This window comes from Chakrabartyella piscis, from assembly GCA_030067835.1.
Taxonomy (GTDB): domain Bacteria; phylum Bacillota; class Clostridia; order Lachnospirales; family Anaerotignaceae; genus Chakrabartyella; species Chakrabartyella piscis.
This window is the reverse complement of the sequence record CP092441.1, coordinates 1,986,944-2,007,744: the sequence shown is the minus strand read 5'-3', so window position 1 is coordinate 2,007,744 and position 20,801 is coordinate 1,986,944. Positions and strand designations below refer to the sequence as shown.

The 20,801-nt window shown below is 38.5% G+C and carries 21 protein-coding genes; 16 read left to right on the top strand and 5 right to left on the bottom strand.

Features of this window, described 5'->3' with window-relative positions; genetic code table 11:
- Positions 1-4 precede the first annotated feature (4 nt).
- The 8 genes from MJY40_RS09050 to MJY40_RS09015 all read left to right on the top strand — a co-directional run bounded on the left by MJY40_RS09050 (position 5) and on the right by MJY40_RS09015 (position 6,838).
- On the top strand, positions 5-337 hold the full coding sequence (locus MJY40_RS09050; protein WP_317853921.1) for a DUF2577 domain-containing protein: 333 nt from the start codon (positions 5-7) through the stop codon (positions 335-337).
- A 1-nt stretch (position 338) separates the two neighbouring features.
- A complete protein-coding gene (locus MJY40_RS09045; protein WP_317853920.1) occupies positions 339-743 on the top strand; it encodes a DUF2634 domain-containing protein in 405 nt (134 codons plus the stop codon).
- Positions 743-1,810 carry a baseplate J/gp47 family protein gene (locus MJY40_RS09040; RefSeq protein ID WP_317853919.1) on the top strand — a complete coding sequence of 356 codons (1,068 nt, stop codon included), beginning with the start codon at positions 743-745 and terminating at the stop codon, positions 1,808-1,810. Before MJY40_RS09045 ends, MJY40_RS09040 begins: the two co-directional genes overlap by 1 nt.
- Entirely contained in the window at positions 1,807-2,364 is a 558-nt protein-coding gene (locus tag MJY40_RS09035) for a putative phage tail protein (protein WP_317853918.1), read from the top strand. The genes MJY40_RS09040 and MJY40_RS09035 overlap by 4 nt, the downstream gene beginning before the upstream one ends.
- A 117-nt stretch (positions 2,365-2,481) precedes the next feature.
- On the top strand, positions 2,482-2,727 hold the full coding sequence (gene secG / locus MJY40_RS09030) for a preprotein translocase subunit SecG (protein WP_317853917.1): 246 nt from the start codon (positions 2,482-2,484) through the stop codon (positions 2,725-2,727).
- 151 nt (positions 2,728-2,878) lie between these two features.
- Positions 2,879-5,005, top strand: coding sequence for a ribonuclease R (gene rnr / locus MJY40_RS09025; RefSeq protein ID WP_317853916.1), 2,127 nt, complete (start codon positions 2,879-2,881; stop codon positions 5,003-5,005).
- A 271-nt stretch (positions 5,006-5,276) separates the two neighbouring features.
- Positions 5,277-6,143, top strand: a complete 867-nt coding sequence (gene ispE, locus MJY40_RS09020) for a 4-(cytidine 5'-diphospho)-2-C-methyl-D-erythritol kinase (protein ID WP_317853915.1) — start codon at positions 5,277-5,279, stop codon at positions 6,141-6,143.
- Between the two features lie 23 nt (positions 6,144-6,166).
- Positions 6,167-6,838: a GntR family transcriptional regulator gene (locus tag MJY40_RS09015; protein WP_416387499.1), complete on the top strand. Its 672-nt coding sequence runs from the start codon at positions 6,167-6,169 to the stop codon at positions 6,836-6,838.
- Positions 6,839-6,894: 56 nt separating this feature from the next.
- Here MJY40_RS09015 and MJY40_RS09010 read toward each other — a convergent pair whose 3' ends face one another.
- Complete coding sequence (locus MJY40_RS09010; protein WP_317853913.1) at positions 6,895-7,155, bottom strand: hypothetical protein; 261 nt, start codon at positions 7,153-7,155, stop codon at positions 6,895-6,897.
- 639 nt (positions 7,156-7,794) lie between these two features.
- Here MJY40_RS09010 and MJY40_RS09005 point away from each other — a divergent pair.
- From MJY40_RS09005 to MJY40_RS08980, 6 genes are all read left to right on the top strand, one after another.
- Entirely contained in the window at positions 7,795-8,472 is a 678-nt protein-coding gene (locus tag MJY40_RS09005; RefSeq protein ID WP_317853912.1) for a nucleotide-binding protein, read from the top strand.
- A 29-nt stretch (positions 8,473-8,501) separates the two neighbouring features.
- Positions 8,502-8,717, top strand: a complete 216-nt coding sequence (locus MJY40_RS09000; protein WP_317853911.1) for a 4Fe-4S dicluster domain-containing protein — start codon at positions 8,502-8,504, stop codon at positions 8,715-8,717.
- Positions 8,718-8,734: 17 nt separating this feature from the next.
- Entirely contained in the window at positions 8,735-9,793 is a 1,059-nt protein-coding gene (gene vorB / locus MJY40_RS08995; protein ID WP_317853910.1) for a 3-methyl-2-oxobutanoate dehydrogenase subunit VorB, read from the top strand.
- A complete protein-coding gene (locus MJY40_RS08990) occupies positions 9,793-10,545 on the top strand; it encodes a thiamine pyrophosphate-dependent enzyme (protein ID WP_317853909.1) in 753 nt (250 codons plus the stop codon). Before vorB ends, MJY40_RS08990 begins: the two co-directional genes overlap by 1 nt.
- A gap of 1 nt (position 10,546) precedes the next feature.
- Positions 10,547-11,095 carry a 2-oxoacid:acceptor oxidoreductase family protein gene (locus tag MJY40_RS08985; RefSeq protein WP_317853908.1) on the top strand — a complete coding sequence of 183 codons (549 nt, stop codon included), beginning with the start codon at positions 10,547-10,549 and terminating at the stop codon, positions 11,093-11,095.
- Positions 11,096-11,214: 119 nt separating this feature from the next.
- On the top strand, positions 11,215-12,684 hold the full coding sequence (locus MJY40_RS08980; RefSeq protein ID WP_416387485.1) for an IS1182 family transposase: 1,470 nt from the start codon (positions 11,215-11,217) through the stop codon (positions 12,682-12,684).
- Between the two features lie 862 nt (positions 12,685-13,546).
- Here the strand turns inward: MJY40_RS08980 and MJY40_RS08975 are convergent.
- Positions 13,547-13,756: a DUF3006 domain-containing protein gene (locus MJY40_RS08975; RefSeq protein ID WP_317853907.1), complete on the bottom strand. Its 210-nt coding sequence runs from the start codon at positions 13,754-13,756 to the stop codon at positions 13,547-13,549.
- Positions 13,757-13,759: 3 nt separating this feature from the next.
- On the bottom strand, positions 13,760-14,701 hold the full coding sequence (locus MJY40_RS08970; RefSeq protein WP_317853906.1) for a ComEC/Rec2 family competence protein: 942 nt from the start codon (positions 14,699-14,701) through the stop codon (positions 13,760-13,762).
- A gap of 151 nt (positions 14,702-14,852) precedes the next feature.
- Here MJY40_RS08970 and MJY40_RS08965 point away from each other — a divergent pair, with 151 nt between their 5' ends.
- Together MJY40_RS08965 and mmuM are read left to right on the top strand one after the other, a co-directional pair.
- On the top strand, positions 14,853-16,709 hold the full coding sequence (locus MJY40_RS08965; RefSeq protein WP_317853905.1) for a hypothetical protein: 1,857 nt from the start codon (positions 14,853-14,855) through the stop codon (positions 16,707-16,709).
- A 241-nt stretch (positions 16,710-16,950) separates the two neighbouring features.
- Positions 16,951-17,901: a homocysteine S-methyltransferase gene (gene mmuM, locus MJY40_RS08960; RefSeq protein ID WP_317853904.1), complete on the top strand. Its 951-nt coding sequence runs from the start codon at positions 16,951-16,953 to the stop codon at positions 17,899-17,901.
- Positions 17,902-18,130: 229 nt separating this feature from the next.
- On the opposite strand, the gene MJY40_RS08955 is transcribed toward mmuM, so the two are convergent.
- Both MJY40_RS08955 and MJY40_RS08950 read right to left on the bottom strand, forming a co-directional pair.
- Positions 18,131-18,499 carry a PH domain-containing protein gene (locus MJY40_RS08955; RefSeq protein ID WP_317853903.1) on the bottom strand — a complete coding sequence of 123 codons (369 nt, stop codon included), beginning with the start codon at positions 18,497-18,499 and terminating at the stop codon, positions 18,131-18,133.
- A gap of 278 nt (positions 18,500-18,777) precedes the next feature.
- A complete protein-coding gene (locus MJY40_RS08950) occupies positions 18,778-20,475 on the bottom strand; it encodes an ammonium transporter (protein ID WP_317853902.1) in 1,698 nt (565 codons plus the stop codon).
- Between the last annotated feature and the right edge of the window lie 326 nt (positions 20,476-20,801).

The window sequence follows — 20,801 nt, the reverse complement described above, 5'->3', positions numbered from 1 at the left end:
ACATATGGTAGATGTAATCAAACAATTGGCAATGGATGCAATTGGTTCCACTTCTTTTGCAGATATTTGTGTGGGAGTGGTGACCAGTGCATCACCTTTGCAAATTCAACTAGAAGAAGGCATGGTATTGGAAGAACGCTTTTTGATTTTATCGAAAAATGTGACAGAACATGAAGAAACAGGAACCCTTTATTCGCAAACAACCAATGGTTATGCAATTCAAAATGCATATCTTATGGTGCGTAGTTTGGCATTGACAACAGGAGAACAAGTGATTTTAATGAAGGCAAATGGAGGTCAGACGTATGTGGTTTTGGACAGGGTAGGAGGTGTATAAAATGGTTCCAACAACAAGCAGTTATAGCAGTGCAACAACAGTAGAAACAACAACCTATGCCAATAAAACCTATTATCTCAACGAAACAAAATCAGAAATTCGTGGAGATGTGGATAGTTTAGATGCAGTGAAACAAGCCATTTGGAAGATTTTGCAAACAGAACGATACCAATATCTCATTTATGATTGGAATTATGGTGTGGAGCTTGGCGATTTGTTTGGCAAAAGTGCCAGTTTTGTCATTCCAGAATTGCAAAGACGCATTACAGAAGCTTTGGTTTGGGATGATCGCATAGAAAGTGTAGGAGATTTCACATTTTCTCATAGCGGTGGAGAAGTGGTGGCAGAATTTGTGGTATATACAAAATATGGAGAAGTGACAGCAGAAAGTGTGGTGACAATTTAATGTATGAATCTTATGAAGAATTGATGGAAAGAAAATTGAGTTTGGTGGATGACAAACGTGACAAACGACAAGGTAGTTTGATTTACGATGCAATGGCACCCAATGCAGCAGAAACAGCAACCTATTATGCAGAGTTGGCGTTTTTGATGGATCGCACCTTTGGCGATACAGCAACAGGAGACGATTTGACCAGAAGATGTGCAGAACGTGGTATTATTCGAAAAGATGCGACACAAGCCACCATCTATGGGGAATTGTTGGATGCAGATGGTGCGATTTACGAAGCGGCAGAAGGCAATCGTTTTTCTTTGGAAGGACAATACTATACCCTTTCTGGCATGGAAGATGGAAGATATGTATTTCTTTCAGAAACCTATGGAGAAAGTGGAAATTACTATCTTGGTGAGATTTTGCCAGTACAACATTTGGAAGGTTTGGCAACTGCAAATTTGACAGAAATCAGAACCGATGGTGAAGATGCAGAAGATGATGAAACCCTAAGAAGTCGATATTTGGCAAGTTTTTCAACAACTGTTTTTGGTGGCAATGTAGCAGATTATACACAGAAATTGACAGCAATGGAAGTGGTTGGTGGTGTCAAAGTATATCCTGTTTGGGATGGCGGTGGTACTGTCAAAATTGTATTTGTGGATCGAAGTTACGAAAAACCAACGGATACAGAAGTGGAAGAAGTGCAAACTACATTAGACCCAGAAGAACGTGGACTTGGCTATGGTGTGGCACCCATTGGACATAAAGTACATGTAGAAGGTGTATCAGAAGTGGAATGTACCATTACATTTGATTTGACTTTGCAAACAGATGCAGTGGAAGAAACGGTTGTAGCAGCAATTGAAGAAGCATTGGAAGCATACATGAGTGAAGTGCGTGCAACTTGGGCAGATAAAGAGTATTTGGTGGTTCGTATCAGTTATTTGGAAGCCAGAATCTTGGAAACAACAGGTGTTTTGGATGTTGCCAATTGTACCATAAATGGAGTGGATGGCAATTTGACCATTGGTGCAGATGAAATTCCCATTTTGGCTAGTGTGGAGGTGACAACATGAGTGAGCGGTATATGAAATATATCCCTTTGGTGTTGGAGGATTATACAGAAATCAATACACTTGCTGATTTGGAAGATGTGTTTCTGGAAGAAATGGAAGATGCGAAGTCAGAAATTTTTGAAAACCAATGGATTACAACCAGTAGAGAAAGTGGTTTGAAACGCTTGGCTACCATTATGAATTTGACAGAAACCTATGAAACCATTGAAGATTTACGAGAATTGGTGTTGCTCTATTGGAATAGCAACCAAGATTATACGTACTACTATTTGTTGGATTTCTTGGACGTATTTTGTGGTGAAGATGCATATACAGTGGATATGCAGTATGAAAATTATTTTTTGAAGGTGGTTTTGGCGTTGTCTGTAAAGGAAAAACAAACCACATTGCAAAAGAAATTGCGTGAATGGATTCCAGCAAATCTGGATTGTATGGTATATTTGGATACCAATACTTATGGAATCATTGGAAATATGACACATAGCCAACTGAATTTGTCAGGAATTACCATTGGTGAATTGCCATATGAGGACTTGGAACTGTATATTTCATAAAGAAAATGCAAAATCATCAAAAAAACATTGCAGTATCCTTGTTTTTATGGTAAAATAGGTATGATTTTTCAGCAAGAAGTGCTTGAAAAAAGGAGATTTATTTAGGAGGATACGGAAATGACAACAATTGGTTTGATTTTAAGTGTTATTATGATGGTAGATGCAGTTGGACTTTGTGTGATTATTTTAATGCAATCCAAACGTGCTGCTGGCTTGGGCGCTATCGGAGGCGACAATGGCGGTGGAGATTCTTACTGGAGCAAAAATAAAAGTAGTTCAGTAGAAGGCACATTGGAAAAATACACAAAAATTGGTGGCGCAATCTTTATGATTCTTGCGTTTGCAATTAATTTGGTTGGTTAAAATAAGACTAAGAGGAGATGCAGAAATGCATCTCTTTTTTTCTCTAATAAAAATTTATTTCTTGTATATTTAATATATAACTATTTGTTATCGTAGGGGAAGATAGTATCTTCCCGCAAATATAACCAAACCAACAGAAAGGAGAATATAAATGAGTGAATTATTTAAGGATCGAAAAGAAATTATTTTATCATATATCAATCATCCAGAATATGTTCCATTGAAACGAAAGGAAATGAGTCTTTTGATGGAAGTACCAAAAAGCGATATGGATGTATTTGACGGTATTTTAGACGAATTGGTGAAAGAAGGCAATGTCATCGAAACCAAAAAGAAGAAAATCATGTCTTTGGCACAAGCAAACATGGGCAAAGGAACTTTTTTGGCACATCCAAAGGGATATGGCTTCATTTCTCGTGAAGATGGCGAAGATATCTTTATTCCAACCAGTGAAGTGGCAGGTGCAATGCAAAGAGACACTGTTTTGTATAAAATCATCAATCCAGCAGGTGCAGGTAAAAAAGCAGATGGTATCGTTATCAAAATCTTGGAACGTGGTGTCAGTCGTGTGGTTGGTTTGTATCAACCAGGGAAAAGCTTTGGTTTTGTCGTAGCAGATGATAAAAAAATGGCAAAGGATATTTTTATTGCCAAAAAATACACCATGGGTGCTGTTGCTGGACACAAAGTGGTTGTGGAAATCATTGATTATGGTGAAAACAAAAAGAATCCAGAAGGTAAAATCGTAGAAATCTTGGGTCATATCAACGATCCAGGTGTGGATATTCTGTCCATTATTCGCAAACATGAATTGGCAGTGGAGTTCCCACAAGAGGTTTATGCAGAAATTGAAAACATTCCAGAAGAAGTGTTGGAAGCAGACAAAGCAAATAGAGTGGACTTGCGTGATACATTGACCATCACCATTGATGGCGAAGATGCAAAGGACTTGGATGATGCAGTTACTTTGGAAAAATTGTCCAATGGCAACTATAAATTAGGAGTACACATTGCAGATGTATCCCATTATGTGCATGAACATACAGAGTTGAACAACGAAGGGTATAGAAGAGGAACCAGTGTTTATTTGGTGGATCGAGTGATTCCCATGTTGCCACATAAACTGAGCAATGGCTTGTGTTCTTTGAATCCAAATGTGGATCGTTTGACCATGAGTTGTATCATGGAAATTGATGGTTCTGGTACAGTTGTGGATCAACAAATTTGCGAATCCATCATCAATTCCAATTATCGTATGACCTATAGCAAGGTGCGTGAACTCATCGAAGACAAAACACCAGAGCTTGTGGAAGCAAACAAAGAAATTATACCAATGCTGATGGAAATGAATGAATTGCGTATGATTCTTGGAGAAAAACGAAAGAAACGTGGTGCAATCAATTTCGATTTGCCAGAATCTAAGATTATTTTGGATGAAAAAGGGAAACCAATTGAAATTCATCCATATGAACGCAGCATTGCAACCAACTTAATTGAAGAATTTATGTTGGTGGCAAATGAAACGGTGGCAGAAACTGCATTTTGGCAAGAAATACCTTTCGTATATCGAAACCATGCAGAACCAGATGATGCAAAAATGGAAAAAATGGAACAATTTATTCGTGGGTTCCATTATTATTTGAAGAAAAAAGATGGTGAAATTCATCCACGTGAGTTGCAACGTGTGTTGCAGGATGTGGAAGGAAAAGAAGAAGAACGTGTCATTACAAGGGTGCTTTTGCGTTCTATGATGCAAGCAAGATATAGTGGTGATAATGTGGGACATTTTGGTTTGGCAGCAAAATACTACAGCCATTTCACATCACCCATTAGAAGATATCCAGATTTGCAAAGTCATCGTATGTTGAAAAAAATGTTGCATGGTGAATTCAATGAAGCAGTCGCTGGCGAATATCGTGACATTGTGGCAGAAGTGTCAGCACATTGTTCCAAAAGAGAACGTATTGCAGAAGAAGCAGAACGTGATACAGTTCAACTGAAAAAGGTGGAATATATGTCTAAACATGTGGGTGAAGTGTTCGAAGGTATCATTGCAGGCGTAACAGGCTTTGGTTTGTTTGTGGAATTGCCCAATACTGTAGAAGGCATGATTGCTTTGGCAGATTTGAATGACGATTACTACGAATTCGATGAAAAGAAAATGTTGGTTGCTGGTAAACGAAAAGGCAAAATCTACGCTTTGGGTGATCATGTAGAAGTATATGTAGCGAAAGTTTCTAAAGAGTTGGGAACTATTGACTTTATGTTTGAAAATTAATTCATGCATCTTAAAAATAGGATTCATAGAAAAATCCAATACAAGGATGAAATATTCTTTTTGTATATTGGATTTTTCTTTTTTGGGAAATGTAGGAAAAATCACAAAAAAACATACAATCAGCTGTAATAATAGAATATGTTTGTAAAAAACATAAGCAAATTGCATATATTTATGGTGAATTTTTTGTCAAAATGGCGGTTGTAAGTGGGGATGAAATATTGTACAATAAAACAAAGTGTATACAGTATAAAGAAATAGAGGGACTTTTTTGAAAAACATAAGATTGAAAGCAAGAGCAAAAATCAACTTGACTTTGGATGTGGTTGGCAAAAGAGAAGACGGGTACCACCTGTTGGAAAGTGTCATGCAAACAGTCGCACTGTACGATGGCATTACCATAGAACGCATTCCAGAGGATGAAATCATCATCGAAGCAAACTTACGATGGTTGCCAACAGACAGAAGAAATCTTGCCTATAGGGCAGCGGAATTGATGCGTGAAACCTATTCCATCACAGAAGGTGTAAAAATTCAGATGGATAAGCGGATTCCTGTTGCGGCAGGACTTGCTGGTGGAAGTGCAGATTGTGCAGCTGTTTTGGTTGGTATGAATCGGTTGTTTTCTTTGGGTGTGAAAAAAAGGGAGTTGCAAAGATTAGGTGCAATTTTAGGCTCAGATATTCCATACTGTATCCAAAGGGGAACTGCTTTGGCAGAAGGTGTTGGTGATGTTTTGACACCAATAAAGAAGGGTTGCCCGATGTGTTATGTGGTTTTGGCAAAATTGCCAGTCAGCATGTCTACAGCAGTGGTATATGGTGGTTTGCAATTGGATGAAACCATAGTGCATCCAGATACAAAAGGGATGCTTGCAGCAATGGAAGCTGGTGATGTGCAAGCTATGGGACGTTGTTTGGGAAATGTATTGGAAACAGTATCCATACCCATGCAACCCAAAATTGCACAATTGAAACAAGAAATGATTGCTTTGGGCGCAGAAGGAGCGTTGATGAGTGGAAGTGGTCCAACTGTGTTTGGATTGTTTCAAGAAGAAGCGGTGGCAAAGAAGGTTGCAACAAAAATCAGACGTAAGTTTGGTTTGAAAGAAGTGTTTGTGACACGTATTTATCACTGAGATTGGGAAGGAGAAAAGGTATGATAGAAGCAAAATTCAACATCAATAGCAATGAATATTTACCACTACGTGATGTGGTGTTTAACGCTTTGAGAGAAGCGATTTTAATAGGTCAATTGGTTCCGGGGGAACGTTTGATGGAAAATCAATTGGCAGAAAAATTGGGTGTTAGCAGAACACCTGTTAGAGAAGCACTTCGTATGTTGGAGTTGGAAAACTTGGTGGAATTGGTGCCAAGAAAAGGTGCCCAAGTTTTGGATATGACAGAAAAAGACATTGTCAATATCTTGGAAGTGAGAAGTGCACTGGAAGGTTTGGCAACTGGTTTGGCTTGTACAAAAATGACCAAAGAAGATATTTTGGAATTGCGTAGCTTGCAAGCCTCCTTTGAACATGCCATTGAAGAAGGCGATCGTGAACGAATTGCTGTGTTGGATGAAAACTTCCATGATTTGATTTTGAAATCCACAGGAAATGATAAATTGATTCAAATTTACGAAAACTTGCGTATCCAATTGTATCGCTATCGTATGGCGCATTTGAAATTGGATAGCAGTATTACAGCAATCATTGCACACCATAGAAATATTTTGCGTGCCATCGAAAATCACGACAAAGAAGAAGGTGCAACAGTGGCACAAGGTCACATCAAATATCATACAGAATTTATTTTGCGTTCTTTGCGTAGTAAATAAAACCCCAATGCGTTTTCTGGAATTTCTGGAAGACGCATTTTTTATATGAAATCATATCAGATTTTCTTCAAAAGCCACTTTTGGGTGCTGCAATTGCAAGTCAGTTCATACATTTTATCTACACCATTTATGGAGCTGATACAATGAAAGTGTAGGGTGTCAGAGCCAGAAAAACGATCTTTTCTCTTTTCTAAAATTTTTGCAATGGATACCACAATCCAATCTTCTTTTTCTTTCACACGAAAACGTACAGGTGTCACAACACCATGTTCATCTGTCCATGAAATGACATCAATGGGTTTATTGATGAGTTTCATAAAAATCCCTCCTTTTGTGATGAAAGCAATCCTATCCATTACATTATACACGAACACATATTCTATTTCAATGGTTTTTTGTGGAAAAACAAGAAAATATGTTCCCGTATATATGAAAAAATATATGTGGTGGACAAAAATAAACAAGTGTATTGTTGTATGACAAGGTTGCGTTAAAGTGAAAAAAATATCAAAGAAATTATGAAAATCATGGGAAATTTCGTGATTTTTTTGATGTAAACGAAACTAATCGAAAGCATATCTTGTATGACAATGAAGAGCTTTGTGTAAAATACGCATAAAAAAGAACTGTGGAAATACAAATTAATATATATAACATACAATTTATATGGTGATGGTATACAAAAAACCTATAAAGTGCATATAAATTGTACTTTTTTAAAAACTATGTTGTATTTCTTAGGAAAATTGTTGCATATTTATCAAAAGGAAGATATAATGTATACACAAACAAAAGATTACTGCATCAATCTTATAAATGAAACACAGATTATATGTGGTTTGTTGACAATATCGACAAATTGAATCTGTGGACAAAGAAAATACAGTGGTCAATCAATACTATGGTGAAATTGGTAATGAAATATCATAGTAAAAAAGGAAAGGGTGGTGAAAGATATGGTTGTAGATGATAAACGAATACGAATCATAACAGGCCACTATGGCAGTGGAAAAACAGAATTCGCTGTCAATTATGTAAAGAAGCTGAATGCAGAAAATAAGAAGGTTGCAATTGCCGATTTGGATATTGTCAATTTGTATTTTCGCTCCAGAGAAAGAAGTGCAGAACTGAGAGAAGCAGGAATTACAGTGATTTCTTCTTCTGTAGAGGGCGATTCTTTGGATGTTCCAGCAGTGTCTGGAGCAATGTCAATGCCAGTTCGAGATAAAAGCTTCGAATATGTGGTGGATCTTGGTGGCAATGATGTGGGAACTTTGGTTTTGGGTCGCTTGAAACCAATTATGGATCGCAATGAAGTGGATTTGTTTATGGTGGTGAATACGTATCGACCAGATACCGCAACGCCAGAAGGTGTCATTGCATTGATGAAACAACTGGAAGCAGGAGCAGAAATGCCAGTGACTGGGTTCATCAACAACACCAATTTGATTAGAGAAACAACGGCAAATGCCTTGTTAGATGGGAATGCTGTTTTGGAGGAAGTTTCTAGAAGAACAGGAGTACCCATCAAATATACTTCCTATGTGGAAGATGTGTTGCAAGAAGAAATTCCCATTGAGATTTCGGGTGAAAGATTCCCAATGCAATTCAATATGAGAAAAGAATGGATGTAAGCTGTGTATACTATGGAGGTGTATTGTAAATGGCAAAAGGTAGAGTAATCATTGATGAAACAATCTGTAAAGGTTGCGAATTGTGTGTTTCGGTCTGTCCAAAACATATCTTGAAATTGTCTGAAACAAAAACAAATTCTGCTGGTTATAGTCCAGCAGAAATGATCAGTGACGATTGTATCGCTTGTACAAGCTGTGCAAAAATGTGTCCAGATTGTGCAATTACAGTAGAAAAATTCGATTAAGAGAGGAGGATAACACAATGGCAAAGTATTTGATGAAAGGCAATGAAGCAATTGGCAAAGCAGCAATCGAGGCAGGATGTAAGTATTTCTTCGGATATCCTATTACACCACAAAGTGAAGTGCCTGAATATTTATCCAGCGAATTGCCAAAAGTAGGTGGCGTATTCGTGCAAGCAGAATCTGAAGTAGCAGCAATCAACATGGTATATGGCGCAGCAGCAGCTGGCGCTCGTGTTTTGACAAGTTCTTCTTCTCCTGGTATCGCTTTGAAACAAGAAGGTATTGGCTACTTGACAAATGCATCTCTTCCAGCAGTTATTGTAAATATGATGCGTGGGGGTCCAGGTCTTGGTACCATCCAACCAGGTCAAGCAGATTATAATATGACAGTCAAAGGTGGCTCCAATGGGGATTACCGCAATATCGTTATGGCTCCTGCATCTGTGCAAGAAGCAGTGGATATGATGATGGAAGCTTTCGATTTGGCAGATTACTACAGAATTCCTGTTATGGTTATGTCTGATGGTTTGATTGGTCAAATGATGGAACCTGTTTCCTTCGATTACAAACCTTGTAAAGAATTGCCTCCAAAAGATTGGGCACTTACTGGTATGGGTGAAGGTAAAAAACATATGGTAGAAAACTTGGTTATGGATGCTGACGAATGTGAAGCATGGAACCATGACCACTTCAAAGTATACAATGCAATTGAAGCAGCAGAACAAGATTGGGAAGATTTTATGATGGAAGATGCAGAATATGCATTCACATCCTATGGTACTTCTGCTAGAATTGCAAAAACAGCAATTGGCATTTTGCGTGAAAAAGGTTATAAAGTTGGGATGATTCGTCCTAAGAAATTGTGGCCATTCCCGATAAAAGCATTCGAACTCCACGATGCAAAAATCAAGAAATATCTTGATGTGGAAATGAGTATGGGTCAAATGGTAGGTGATGTTGCATTGGCTTGTGGCGATGCATCCAAAATCGAATTCTATGGTCGTGTGGGTGGTAACATTCCTACAGTAGATGAATTCGTTGCATTTGGCGAAAAAGTTATGGGAGGTGACAAATAATGTCTATCATTTTCAAAAAAACAAGAGCTTTGACAGATCTCAAAATGCACTACTGTCCAGGTTGTGCACATGGTATCGTACATAGATTGGTTGCAGAAGTATTGGAAGAAATGGATGAAGATAAAAACACAATTATCGCTGTTCCAGTAGGTTGTGCTGTATTTGCAAATAAATATTTCAACTTCGATTCCATCCAATCTGCTCATGGACGTGCACCAGCAACAGCAACTGGTATCAAAAGAGTACATCCAGATAAATTGGTTATGACATATCAAGGTGATGGTGACTTGGCTTCCATCGGTACAGCTGAAATCGTTCATGCTGCTGCTCGTGGTGAAAAAATCACAACCATCTTCATCAATAATGGTATTTATGGTATGACAGGTGGTCAAATGGCACCTACTACATTGCCAGGTATGAAAGCAACAACTGCAAAAGCAGGTCGTGATCCACAAATCAATGGTAATCCAATTCGTATGAGTGAAATGCTTTCCACATTGGATGGTCCAGCTTATATTGAACGTGTCAGCGTTTCCACACCTGCACAAGTAACAAAAGCAAAAATGGCAATTCGCAAAGCTTTGGAAATGCAAAAAGCAGGTCTTGGCTTTACAATGGTTGAAGTTGTATCCAGTTGCCCAACAAACTGGGGTGTAACTCCTGTCAAAGCAATGGAATTCATTCGTGAAAAAATGATTCCTTACTATCCTTTGGGAGTTTATAAAGATGTGACAGCAGAGGAGGGCAAATAAGATGAAAGATATTAAAATTTGTTGTGCTGGCTTTGGTGGACAAGGAACTTTGTCCATGGGTAAAATTTTGGCATATGCTGGAATGTTAGAAGGCAAAGAAGTAACTTGGAGTCCTTCTTATGGTCCAGAAATGCGTGGTGGTACTGCAAACTGTCACGTTGTGATTTCTGATACACCAGTAGGTTCTCCAGTTGTAACAGAAAATGCATCTTGTGTAATCGCAATGAACCAACCATCTCTTGATAAATTTGCTGAAGTTTTGGCAGATGATGGTGCTTTGGTTGTCAATGCAGACTTGGCGACATACAATGGCGAAAAAGAAGTTCGTTTGCTTTCTGTTCCTGCAAACACATTGGCAACAAAAGAATTTGGTGGCACTAGACTTGCAAACATCGTTTTGTTGGGTGCTGTTGTATATGCAACAAACTGTGTATCTGTAGATTTCGTAGACAGTGCATTTGAACACGTGTTTAGTGGTGCAAAATCCAAATTTGTTCCTGATAACAAAAAAGCATTTGCATTGGGTTATGACTTTGCAAAATCTTTGTAATTCTTTCTAAAAATTCTAATTGATGAACATTTGAGGCGGTGGAGTTCCACCGCCTCAGACTGTCAAAAAAGTCAGCATAAGCTGGCTTTTTTGGTATAATGAGGTTGAGGTGATGACAAATGTTGAGTAAAGAAGAAATCAAAAGAACATCAGTAGAAATCATAAACATAGATATGCTCGTTCCAGAAAATCATTTATTAAGAAAAATAGATAAAGCCGTAGATTTTAATGAAATTTATTCATTTGTGGAAGATTTGTACTGCTCAAACAACGGCAGACCTAGCGTTGACCCTGTTGTTCTCTTTAAAATGGTGTTTATCCAACATTTGTATGGAATTCGCTCTTTACGCCAAACGGTAAAAGAAATTGAAATGAATATTGCCTATCGCTGGTTTTTGGGCTATACCCTCAATGATAGTATTCCGCACTTTGCTACCATTAGTTATAACTTCAACAATAGATTTAAAGAAACAGTGGTAGAAAAAATTTTCGCTTGGATTTTAGGTGAAGTTGAGAAAAAAGGATATTTACGTCCAGAAGTTGTGTTTATAGATGCAACGCATATCAAGGCAAATGCAAATTTAAAGAAAAACATCAAAAAAGAAATACCTGTTGCAGCTAAAAAGTATGAAAAGCAACTTTTTGAAGAAATCAATAAAGACAGAGAAGATAATGGAAAAAAGCCTTTTGATGATAAAAATGACCCTCCAAGAACAAAAACAATCACCACTTCTACAACAGATCCAGACAGCGGTTTGTTCCATAAGGGCGAACATAAAAAGTGCTTTGCATATGGTGCACATACCGTTTGCGATAAAAATAACTTTGTATTAGAAACCGTTGTAACACCTGGAAACATCCATGATAGTGTTGTATTTGATGAGGTTTATCATAAAGTGACAGAAAAATATCCAGAAATACAAGTGATTACAGCTGATGCAGGATACAAAACCCCATGGATTTGCAAGCAAATATTTGATGATGGAAGAATACCCTCTTTGCCTTACAAAAGACCAGTGACGAAAAAAGGAAATTCACCATGGTATGAGTATGTTTTTGATGAATACTACAACTGCATCATTTGCCCAGAATATCACGTTTTACCATATACAACCACCAATCGAGATGGCTATAGAGAATTTAAAAGTTACAGTTATATTTGCGAAAAATGTGAAAATCTTTCAAGGTGTACCGAAAGCAAAGACCACAGAAAGGTAGTCACCAAGCACATCTGGTGGAAATATTTAGAAAAGGCAGAGGATGTGCGGCATTCTCCATTAGGAAAAGACACCTATGCGTTGAGGAGCCAAACCATAGAACGGGTTTTTGCAGACGCAAAGGAGAAGCACGCAATGCGATATACATATCATAAAGGCTTGGCTCAGGTTTCAAAATGGGTGAAGCTTAAATTCGCTGCAATGAACTTAAAAAAACTGGCAACATGGAGTAGTAAGCAGTATATGTTGTTTGTAGAATATGCGTTATTTATACGAAAGAACCCTATTCCAAGGTGCGGAATAGGGTTCTTTGACAGTCTGAGGCGGTGGAGTTCCACCGCCTTTTTTGTAGAGTATTTATATAATGTGTAGTGAAGCAGGAAAATGATTGTGATAATTTTAGGTTTTAATTTTTTCATATATTAGAGCTTTTTAGACCGTACCTTTTGACACCAAAAGGTACCCCAAAAGTGCCACTCTTTGCGAAGGCGTGGAGCCACGCTATAAGGTGGTCAAGATGGGTCATCACTTTGCGAGCAAAGCCACCTACGGTGTCCGCCACTTCTTTGGCGGTGAGTTCTTATATATCCCCCTGGAAGTAAGATGTGTAGTGGTGTAAATCCTACGATTAGACCGTGAGTGACAAGCCCCTCACCTCTTGATTACGGATTCAAAAAATCTTGATATTTATGTTTGTGTAGGGGATGGCGTCCTCGACATCCCGCTATTAGAATTAAATAATTTATCAAATGACTTTTGATTTCCACTCAGCCTTTGCTTGCAAAGCGGAATCCTCTCAATTTATTACTAGTGAAAATTTCAATAAGCGTCTCTAGCCATGAAGGAAGTTTGCTCGAATATAAATTATTTCTCTAGCCAATTGGATTCCACCTTGCAAGGGAGTTTCGAGGGGTCGCAGCCCCTTGAACCGTGCTCCACGCTTCGGAAGTAGTGGTGGATTTTGGACTCGCCGCCAAAGATATGGCGGTCACACGTAGTGTGATTTTGCTTGCAAAATGATGACCCCTTTTCTCCAGTGAAAAGTAAGGTCTTAATGATCTAAAACTTGAATAAATTCCTGCCCAAAATTAATTCACAAACATCCTAAACAGGTGACGAAACGTCATCCCTACAACTCAAACGTTACTACAGATTATAAGCATAATCAGAATATTCAAATTGAGAAAATAAAAAGGACACCTATTTTATAGATGTCCCAATCACATGCAATTCTTTATTTCCCAAACAATCGTTTCATTTTCTCTTGGATACGTTTTCTGTCTTCAGAATCATCCAAAATCACATATTCACTATCTGTTTGTTCCAATTTCATACCATCATGGATACCATTAGGCAAATCTCCAATTGGAATATCCACCATTTTTTTGTTTTCTAACTCACAAACTGCAAAATTCCCTTCCAAACGATCAATTGTCAGCTTCATAGATTAATACTCCGTTTCCCAAGAAATATTTGTGCCATCACAAGTTGCAACAATGGTACCATTGGTATCTGTGCGATATACAGTGATGTTACGTTCTGCAAATCGTTCTAAAATTTCTTCATGTGGATGACTATAAGAATTGTTTGCACCACAGGAAATAACTACATATTTCGGATTCACTGCATTTAAGAAATCTTCTGTATTGGAAGTGGTGCTACCATGATGACCTGCTTGGAACACATCACCATGCAAATCCAAACCAGTACCCAACATATCTGACTCTGCTTCAGCTTCTGCATCACCAGTGAACACAAAGGAATTTTCACCATGAATCAATTGGATGGAAACAGACCAGTTGTTCATATCATCGCCATAATCCCAAACAGGTCCCAAAATGGTGAAGGTACAATCGCCTAAAGTATATGTATCGCCAACAATGGGTTCTGTTGCGGTTAGACCTTTGTTTGCAATGGAATCCAACATATCTTCGTAAGTTTGGGTGGTAGAAGTGGCATTTGGCAAAAGCACAGTTCCAATGTCAAATGCATCAATGACATCATCCATACCACCAACATGATCTTCATGTGGATGTGTTGGAATTACAAAATCTAAGGTTTCTACACCATATGCCTGTAAAGTGGAAACCACCAAATCACCATCTTCATTGTTACCAGCATCAATGAGCATATTTTTACCAGCAGCTTGAATCAAAGTGCTGTCTGCTTGTCCAACATCCAAGAACACAATACGCAAATCATCGCTTGCTGCAATGGTAGATGCTGTAGAAGTGGCGGTTGTAGTGGAAAACTGTGCCAAAAGTGAATCCAATGAAAAGTCTTCAGCTGCTGTTAATCTTCCAAATCCAATCAATAAGAGTGCAATGATAAAAGAGGTTATTTTTTTGGTAAATGCCTTTTGTTTTTTGGTGCGTCGTCTTTTAGCCATATAAAAATCCTTTCGTTGGTTACAATAGATATGTATAGTATATCTGAAAAAAGATGTTTTTTCAACTGCAAAACAAAAGGGGACAAGCACCTAAGTTTGATTTTTTCATATGTAAGAAGTGAAGACGTATATCAAAATGGGAGATGATACTTTGAGCGAATATGAAAAATATTATGAAGCGGTATATGGAAACCAAGAGCAAAAAGCATTGCCAAATACTTGTACCTCTGACTGCTTTTGGGATTGTGAACAGAACAATACTTGTGCTTCTGGAACATGTGACACAGGAACTACAGTAGATGGTGGTTGTACAGAATCTTGTCAAAACTGTGTATGCTGCAAAGGTGATAAAGGAGATCGAGGTGACCAAGGACTCCAAGGAGAAAAAGGGGATACTGGTTGTAAAGGTGAAAAGGGCGATCGTGGAGATAAGGGCGCAAAAGGAGAACGTGGCGACCAAGGATTACAAGGTGTCAAAGGAGACCAAGGTTTACAAGGACTTCAAGGTATTCAAGGAGACAAAGGTGATAGAGGAGACCAAGGATTACAGGGTCTAAAAGGAGATACAGGAGCGCAAGGAATCCAAGGTATTCAGGGTGAAAAAGGCGAAAAAGGTGATAGAGGAGACCAAGGATTACAGGGTCTAAAAGGAGATACAGGAGCACAAGGAATCCAAGGTATTCAGGGTGAAAAAGGCGAAAAAGGTGATAGAGGAGACCAAGGTTTACAGGGTCTAAAAGGAGATACAGGAGCACAAGGAATCCAAGGCGTTCAAGGAGAAAAGGGTGACAAAGGTGATAGAGGAGACCAAGGTTTACAGGGTCTAAAAGGAGATACAGGAGCACAAGGTATCCAAGGTATTCAGGGTGAAAAGGGTGACAAAGGTGATCGTGGAGACCGAGGATTACAAGGAATTCAAGGTTTACAAGGAGAAAAAGGAGACAAAGGTGATAGAGGAGATCAAGGCATTCAAGGTGTCAAAGGTGACCAAGGCTTAAAAGGAGATACAGGAGCACAAGGAATCCAAGGCGTTCAAGGAGAAAAGGGTGACAAAGGTGATCGTGGAGACCAAGGAATCCAAGGTGTAAAAGGTGATCAGGGACTCCAAGGTTTGCAGGGAATTCAAGGGTTACAAGGCTTGCAAGGTGTTAAAGGAGATACTGGAGCAACAGGACCACAGGGACCCCAAGGGTTACAAGGACCAAAAGGAGATTCTGGATGTTGTTGTTGTCAACCAGGACCAGTGGGTGCTACAGGTGCACAAGGTGTGCAGGGGATTCAGGGTATCCAAGGAGAAGAAGGGAAATCTGGAAGTGCGGTTTGTCCTTCTGAAATCATTATGGGAAAAGCGGTTTCCTTCCTATTGGAAAACGAATTTGCTTTTGATGCAACGGTCAATGCACCTTATGAATTGGTTCTTTCTAGCACTGATGAAGAAACAGCAGCCATTTACAACACATGGGGCTTGGAATTTGCAAATGAAACCATTGTTCCGCTTTGTCGATTGGAAGCATTGTATTTGACCTTCACAACAGAACAAGAAAAGGATGCTTTTGTCAGTTTGATGAGTGTCATCATGAACCAAACATTGAGTTGCTGTCACAATTGTGGCACTTGTGAAGTATGTGCAGAAGAACTTGCTGTCAATGGATACAATGGTATTGTGGATATGCCGGAAACTTGTAATTACGAGTATTATCTCAGCTCAGAATGCAATTGTGGAACTTCTGGTTGCGATACAGTAGCAAAGCGTTTGGATTTGTGTAATTTTACAAATACCACAGGTGAAAAGTTGCGTGGTATCATCGAAAATAAAAAAGATACCAACCACACAGTAGATATTTTGGCAACAGAAAAATCAGAGCTGATTCCAACAGGCATTACAAAAACCATTGAAACAACTGGCTTATCCAGTGCGTTGTTCTCCTATGAAGAAGACGGGGCTTTCAAAGTGGCGTTGGTCTGCTTGGAAGATGTCAGTGTAATTTCCTTTGTAGATATCGCTTAAATAAAAATTAAGTGCCAATTCAATATGATAAGATCTAATGTATTATGTAGGGGCGGATGCCCACATCCGCCTGTAGTAATGGACTGCTATCAAATGGGTCGATGTGGGCATCGACCCCTACGTTATAATAGTAAGTTTTTTTACCGTTGGTTAGGATAAAATAGAATTGTCTTGACGAAAAGAAAGATGTATACTATGATACAAATATTGATACAGATGGTGGATTTTGGAAGGAGAACATATGAGAAGAACAATTGGTCAGGTTTTGGAAGAAACAAAAATCATGGTTATAGATGGTGCAATGTCAACAGCATTAGAAGAATTGGGCTGTGATTTGAATGATGCCCTTTGGAGTGCGAAGGTTCTCATTGAAAGTCCGGAAAAAATCAAAGAAGTACATAAAAATTACTTTGCAGCGGGTGCAGATTGTAGCATCAGTGCAAGTTATCAAGCAACCATACCAGGTTTTATCAAACGTGGGTTTACAGAAGCAGAAGCGGAATCTTTGATTGTACGATCTGTGGAATTGTTGAAAGAAGCAAGAGAAGAATGGTGGGAAGAATCTGGCAAAGCAGCAGGACGTGCATATCCAATTACAGCGTGTGCAGTAGGTCCTTATGGAGCATATTTGGCAGATGGTTCTGAATACAAAGGCAATTATGGAATCTCAAAAGAAGAATTGCGTGCATTCCACAAAAGAAGAATGGAACTTCTTTGGAACGCTGGCGGTGACCTTTTGGCAATTGAAACCATTCCAAGTATGGAAGAAGCAATTCTACTTGCTGAAATGGTGGAAGAAATGGATGCTGCATGTTGGATTACCTTTAGTTGCAAAAGCGAAACAGAAATTTGTGAAGGTCAAAAAATTGCAGATTGTGCAAAAGCATTGGCTGATTTCAAAGGTGTACAAGCCATTGGCATCAATTGTACAGCACCACATTTGGTTGCAAGTTTGATTGGTGAAATCAAAAGTGTTTGTGATTTGCCTGTAATCGTATATCCAAATAGTGGAGCAGAATACGATCCAACTACAAAAACTTGGAGTATACCAGAAGGATGCAAACCATATGGTGAATTTGCAAAAGATTGGAAAGAAGCAGGAGCAGAATTGATTGGTGGTTGCTGCTGTACCAATGCAAAAAACATTTGTGAAGTGCATCATGTTTTGCGTGATGGATGCGATTGTCACTAAATTCTCAATTCAAGATAAGTGTATTTGTGAAAATCGAGGTGATCGGGTGCACTCCTACGATATATAACCGCAATATGTAGGGGCTGACCTGTGTGTCTGCCTGCTCTTATGGGAGTAGCAACACTTATCTTAAAAGGGAATTACTCAATAATAGAAGAAAAATTGCAAAACAAAAGGAGATACACTGTGATGATATGGTGTACCTCCTTTTTTGTGTTGTGCTTCAAAATCAATCCAAATCTATATTCATATCATCCATACCAATGTTTTGCATATTGACGGTTCTTCTTTTGATTCTATGTGCTTCGGAAACTTCAAGCAAAGTGGTTTTCACCAATTTGGAATTTTTGATGTGTTGCAAAGATAGAGTAGGATGTGTCACATCACCAGTATAGCATATCACAGTACCCAAACCAAAGATGCGTTCGCCAAAAGAGCGTTTCAACTCCACATCTGTTACTTTATACATGTAGCAAGAGTTTTCTTTGCGATTGAAAATACCTTCTGTGATGGTAAGCATTTCATCTTCAATGAGATAGGTGGTAAAAGTAAAAGGCAAACCAAAGAATACCCAACGTTTCTTTTCTGTCATTTGCATGTCAAAACCTCCTTATGGTTGTATATCCAATCAATACATTCTAACTTTTATTATAGAAGGATTTTTTGCAAAGTCAATTGCTTTATATATGGATATAACGAAAGTGGGGGTCGATACTCACATCGATCCTATAGCATGAATTTCTTTTCTAGTGGGCTGAAAAAAAGCCAAACACAAGTGTCTGACTCTTTCTCTAGTGGGTTGAGAAAGAACCAAACACAAATGTTTGGCTCTTTCTCTAGGGATGTTACTTATAGGGAAAAGGATTGGTACCAAGATTATTTGTCATCATCTTGCAAAGCAGAATAACCTTCTTCGCCAGTACGAACTTTGATGACATTTGCTACATTGTAGATGAAGATTTTACCATCACCAACTTTACCAGTGTACAATGCTTTTTTCGCTGCTGCAATAACTGTTTCTACAGGGATTTTGCAAACAACCATTTCCAATTTTACTTTTGGTCTAAGAGCAACGTCTACTTCAATACCACGATAGTAGTTTGTGCTGCCTTTTTGCATACCGAAACCAAGAACTTGTGTGACAGTAAGACCTGTGATACCGATATCAGTAAGAGCAGCTTTCAATATATCGAATTTAGATTGATTTGTAATGATAACAATTTTTGTGAAGTCACCTTCTCCATTATCGGAGGTGGCTTCTGGAACTTCTTTGGACATGTTTTCTACAGGAATTGCTTCGTTCATGGATACAAGACCAGTTGTTGCATTTTCCAAAGATGTTGTAGGTGCAAAGTCAGCATAGCTGGAAACCAAGTTGTGTTCTTTGATATCCAAACCAAGAATTTCTTCTTCTTCAGAAACTCTAAGACCAACTGTGTGTTTGATACCAAGGAAGATGATTGCAGAAGTAATTGCAACCCAAACGATAACAGAAGCAACACCAATTACTTGGACTTTTAAGTATTCGAAACCGCCACCGTAAGCCAAACCACCATCAATAGCAAAAATACCTACCAAGATTGTACCAAGAGCGCCACATACACCGTGAACACCAACAGCACCAACAGGATCATCTACTTTCAAAACTTGGTCAATGAATTCAACACTCAAAACAACAACAATACCACAAATGAAACCGATGAGAGCAGAACCACCAATGGAAACAGCGTCACAACCAGCAGTAATACCAACCAAACCAGCAAGAGTACCATTGAGTGTCATGGAAACATCAGGTTTTTTGTAGCGAATCCAAGTGAAGATCATAACAGTTACACCAGCGATAGCAGCAGACATATTGGTTGTCATAAAGATGCTACCCATTGCCAAGAGTGCTTCATCACCATCAGCACCAACTGTGGAACAACCATTGAAACCAAACCAACAGAACCAAAGAATGAATACACCAAGAGCAGCCATTGTCAAGTTGTGACCAAGGATTGCTTTGGGTTTGCCATCTTTGCCATATTTACCAATACGAGGACCAAGGACTTTAGCGCCAACCAAAGCGGCAACACCACCGACCATATGTACTGCTGTGGAACCAGCAAAATCGTGGAAGCCCATTTCAGCCAACCAGCCACCACCCCAAATCCAGTGACCAGATACAGGATATACAACTGCAGAAATCAACAAGCTGTAAATACAGTAGGAAGAGAATTTTGTTCTTTCAGCCATTGCACCAGAAACGATGGTTGCAGCAGTTGCACAGAACACTGTTTGGAAAATCAAGAATGCTTCCATAGGAACACCTGCTGGAAGTATAGCGGAGTAATCGTTTTGTGCAAACAAGTCTATACCACCAAAAAAACCAGAAGCAGAACCAAACATGATACCAAAACCTGTCAGCCAGTAGATTGGAGCACCAATGCTCAAATCCATTAAGTTTTTCATAATGATATTCCCAGAGTTTTTTGCTCTAGTCAAACCAGATTCCAAAATTGCAAAACCGGCTTGCATGAAGAATACCAATGCGGCGCCTAGAAGCACCCATATTGTACTTGCAGATGAATACATAATTAAAACCCCCTAAATAATAATAAGAATAAAAAGTAACACAATATAAATAAAAAAGACGGATACCCAATTCTAATCTTGGATACACGTCTTTGTGTATTTATATTATAAAATGTTATGCTTTTGACTACACCCTCCTTATTTCATAAAAATTGTGGAGAGTTTTGGAAAGCAAAAGCCTTATTTCAACAGCTGTTGTTGATGGGTATGATTATAGATGGGAACTTTGTTTTTGTCAAGTATGCTAGTTAAAATAATTTTGATTTGTTATAAATGAATTAAAAATAGTGAAAATATATTGATAAAATATAAGATATAAACATATT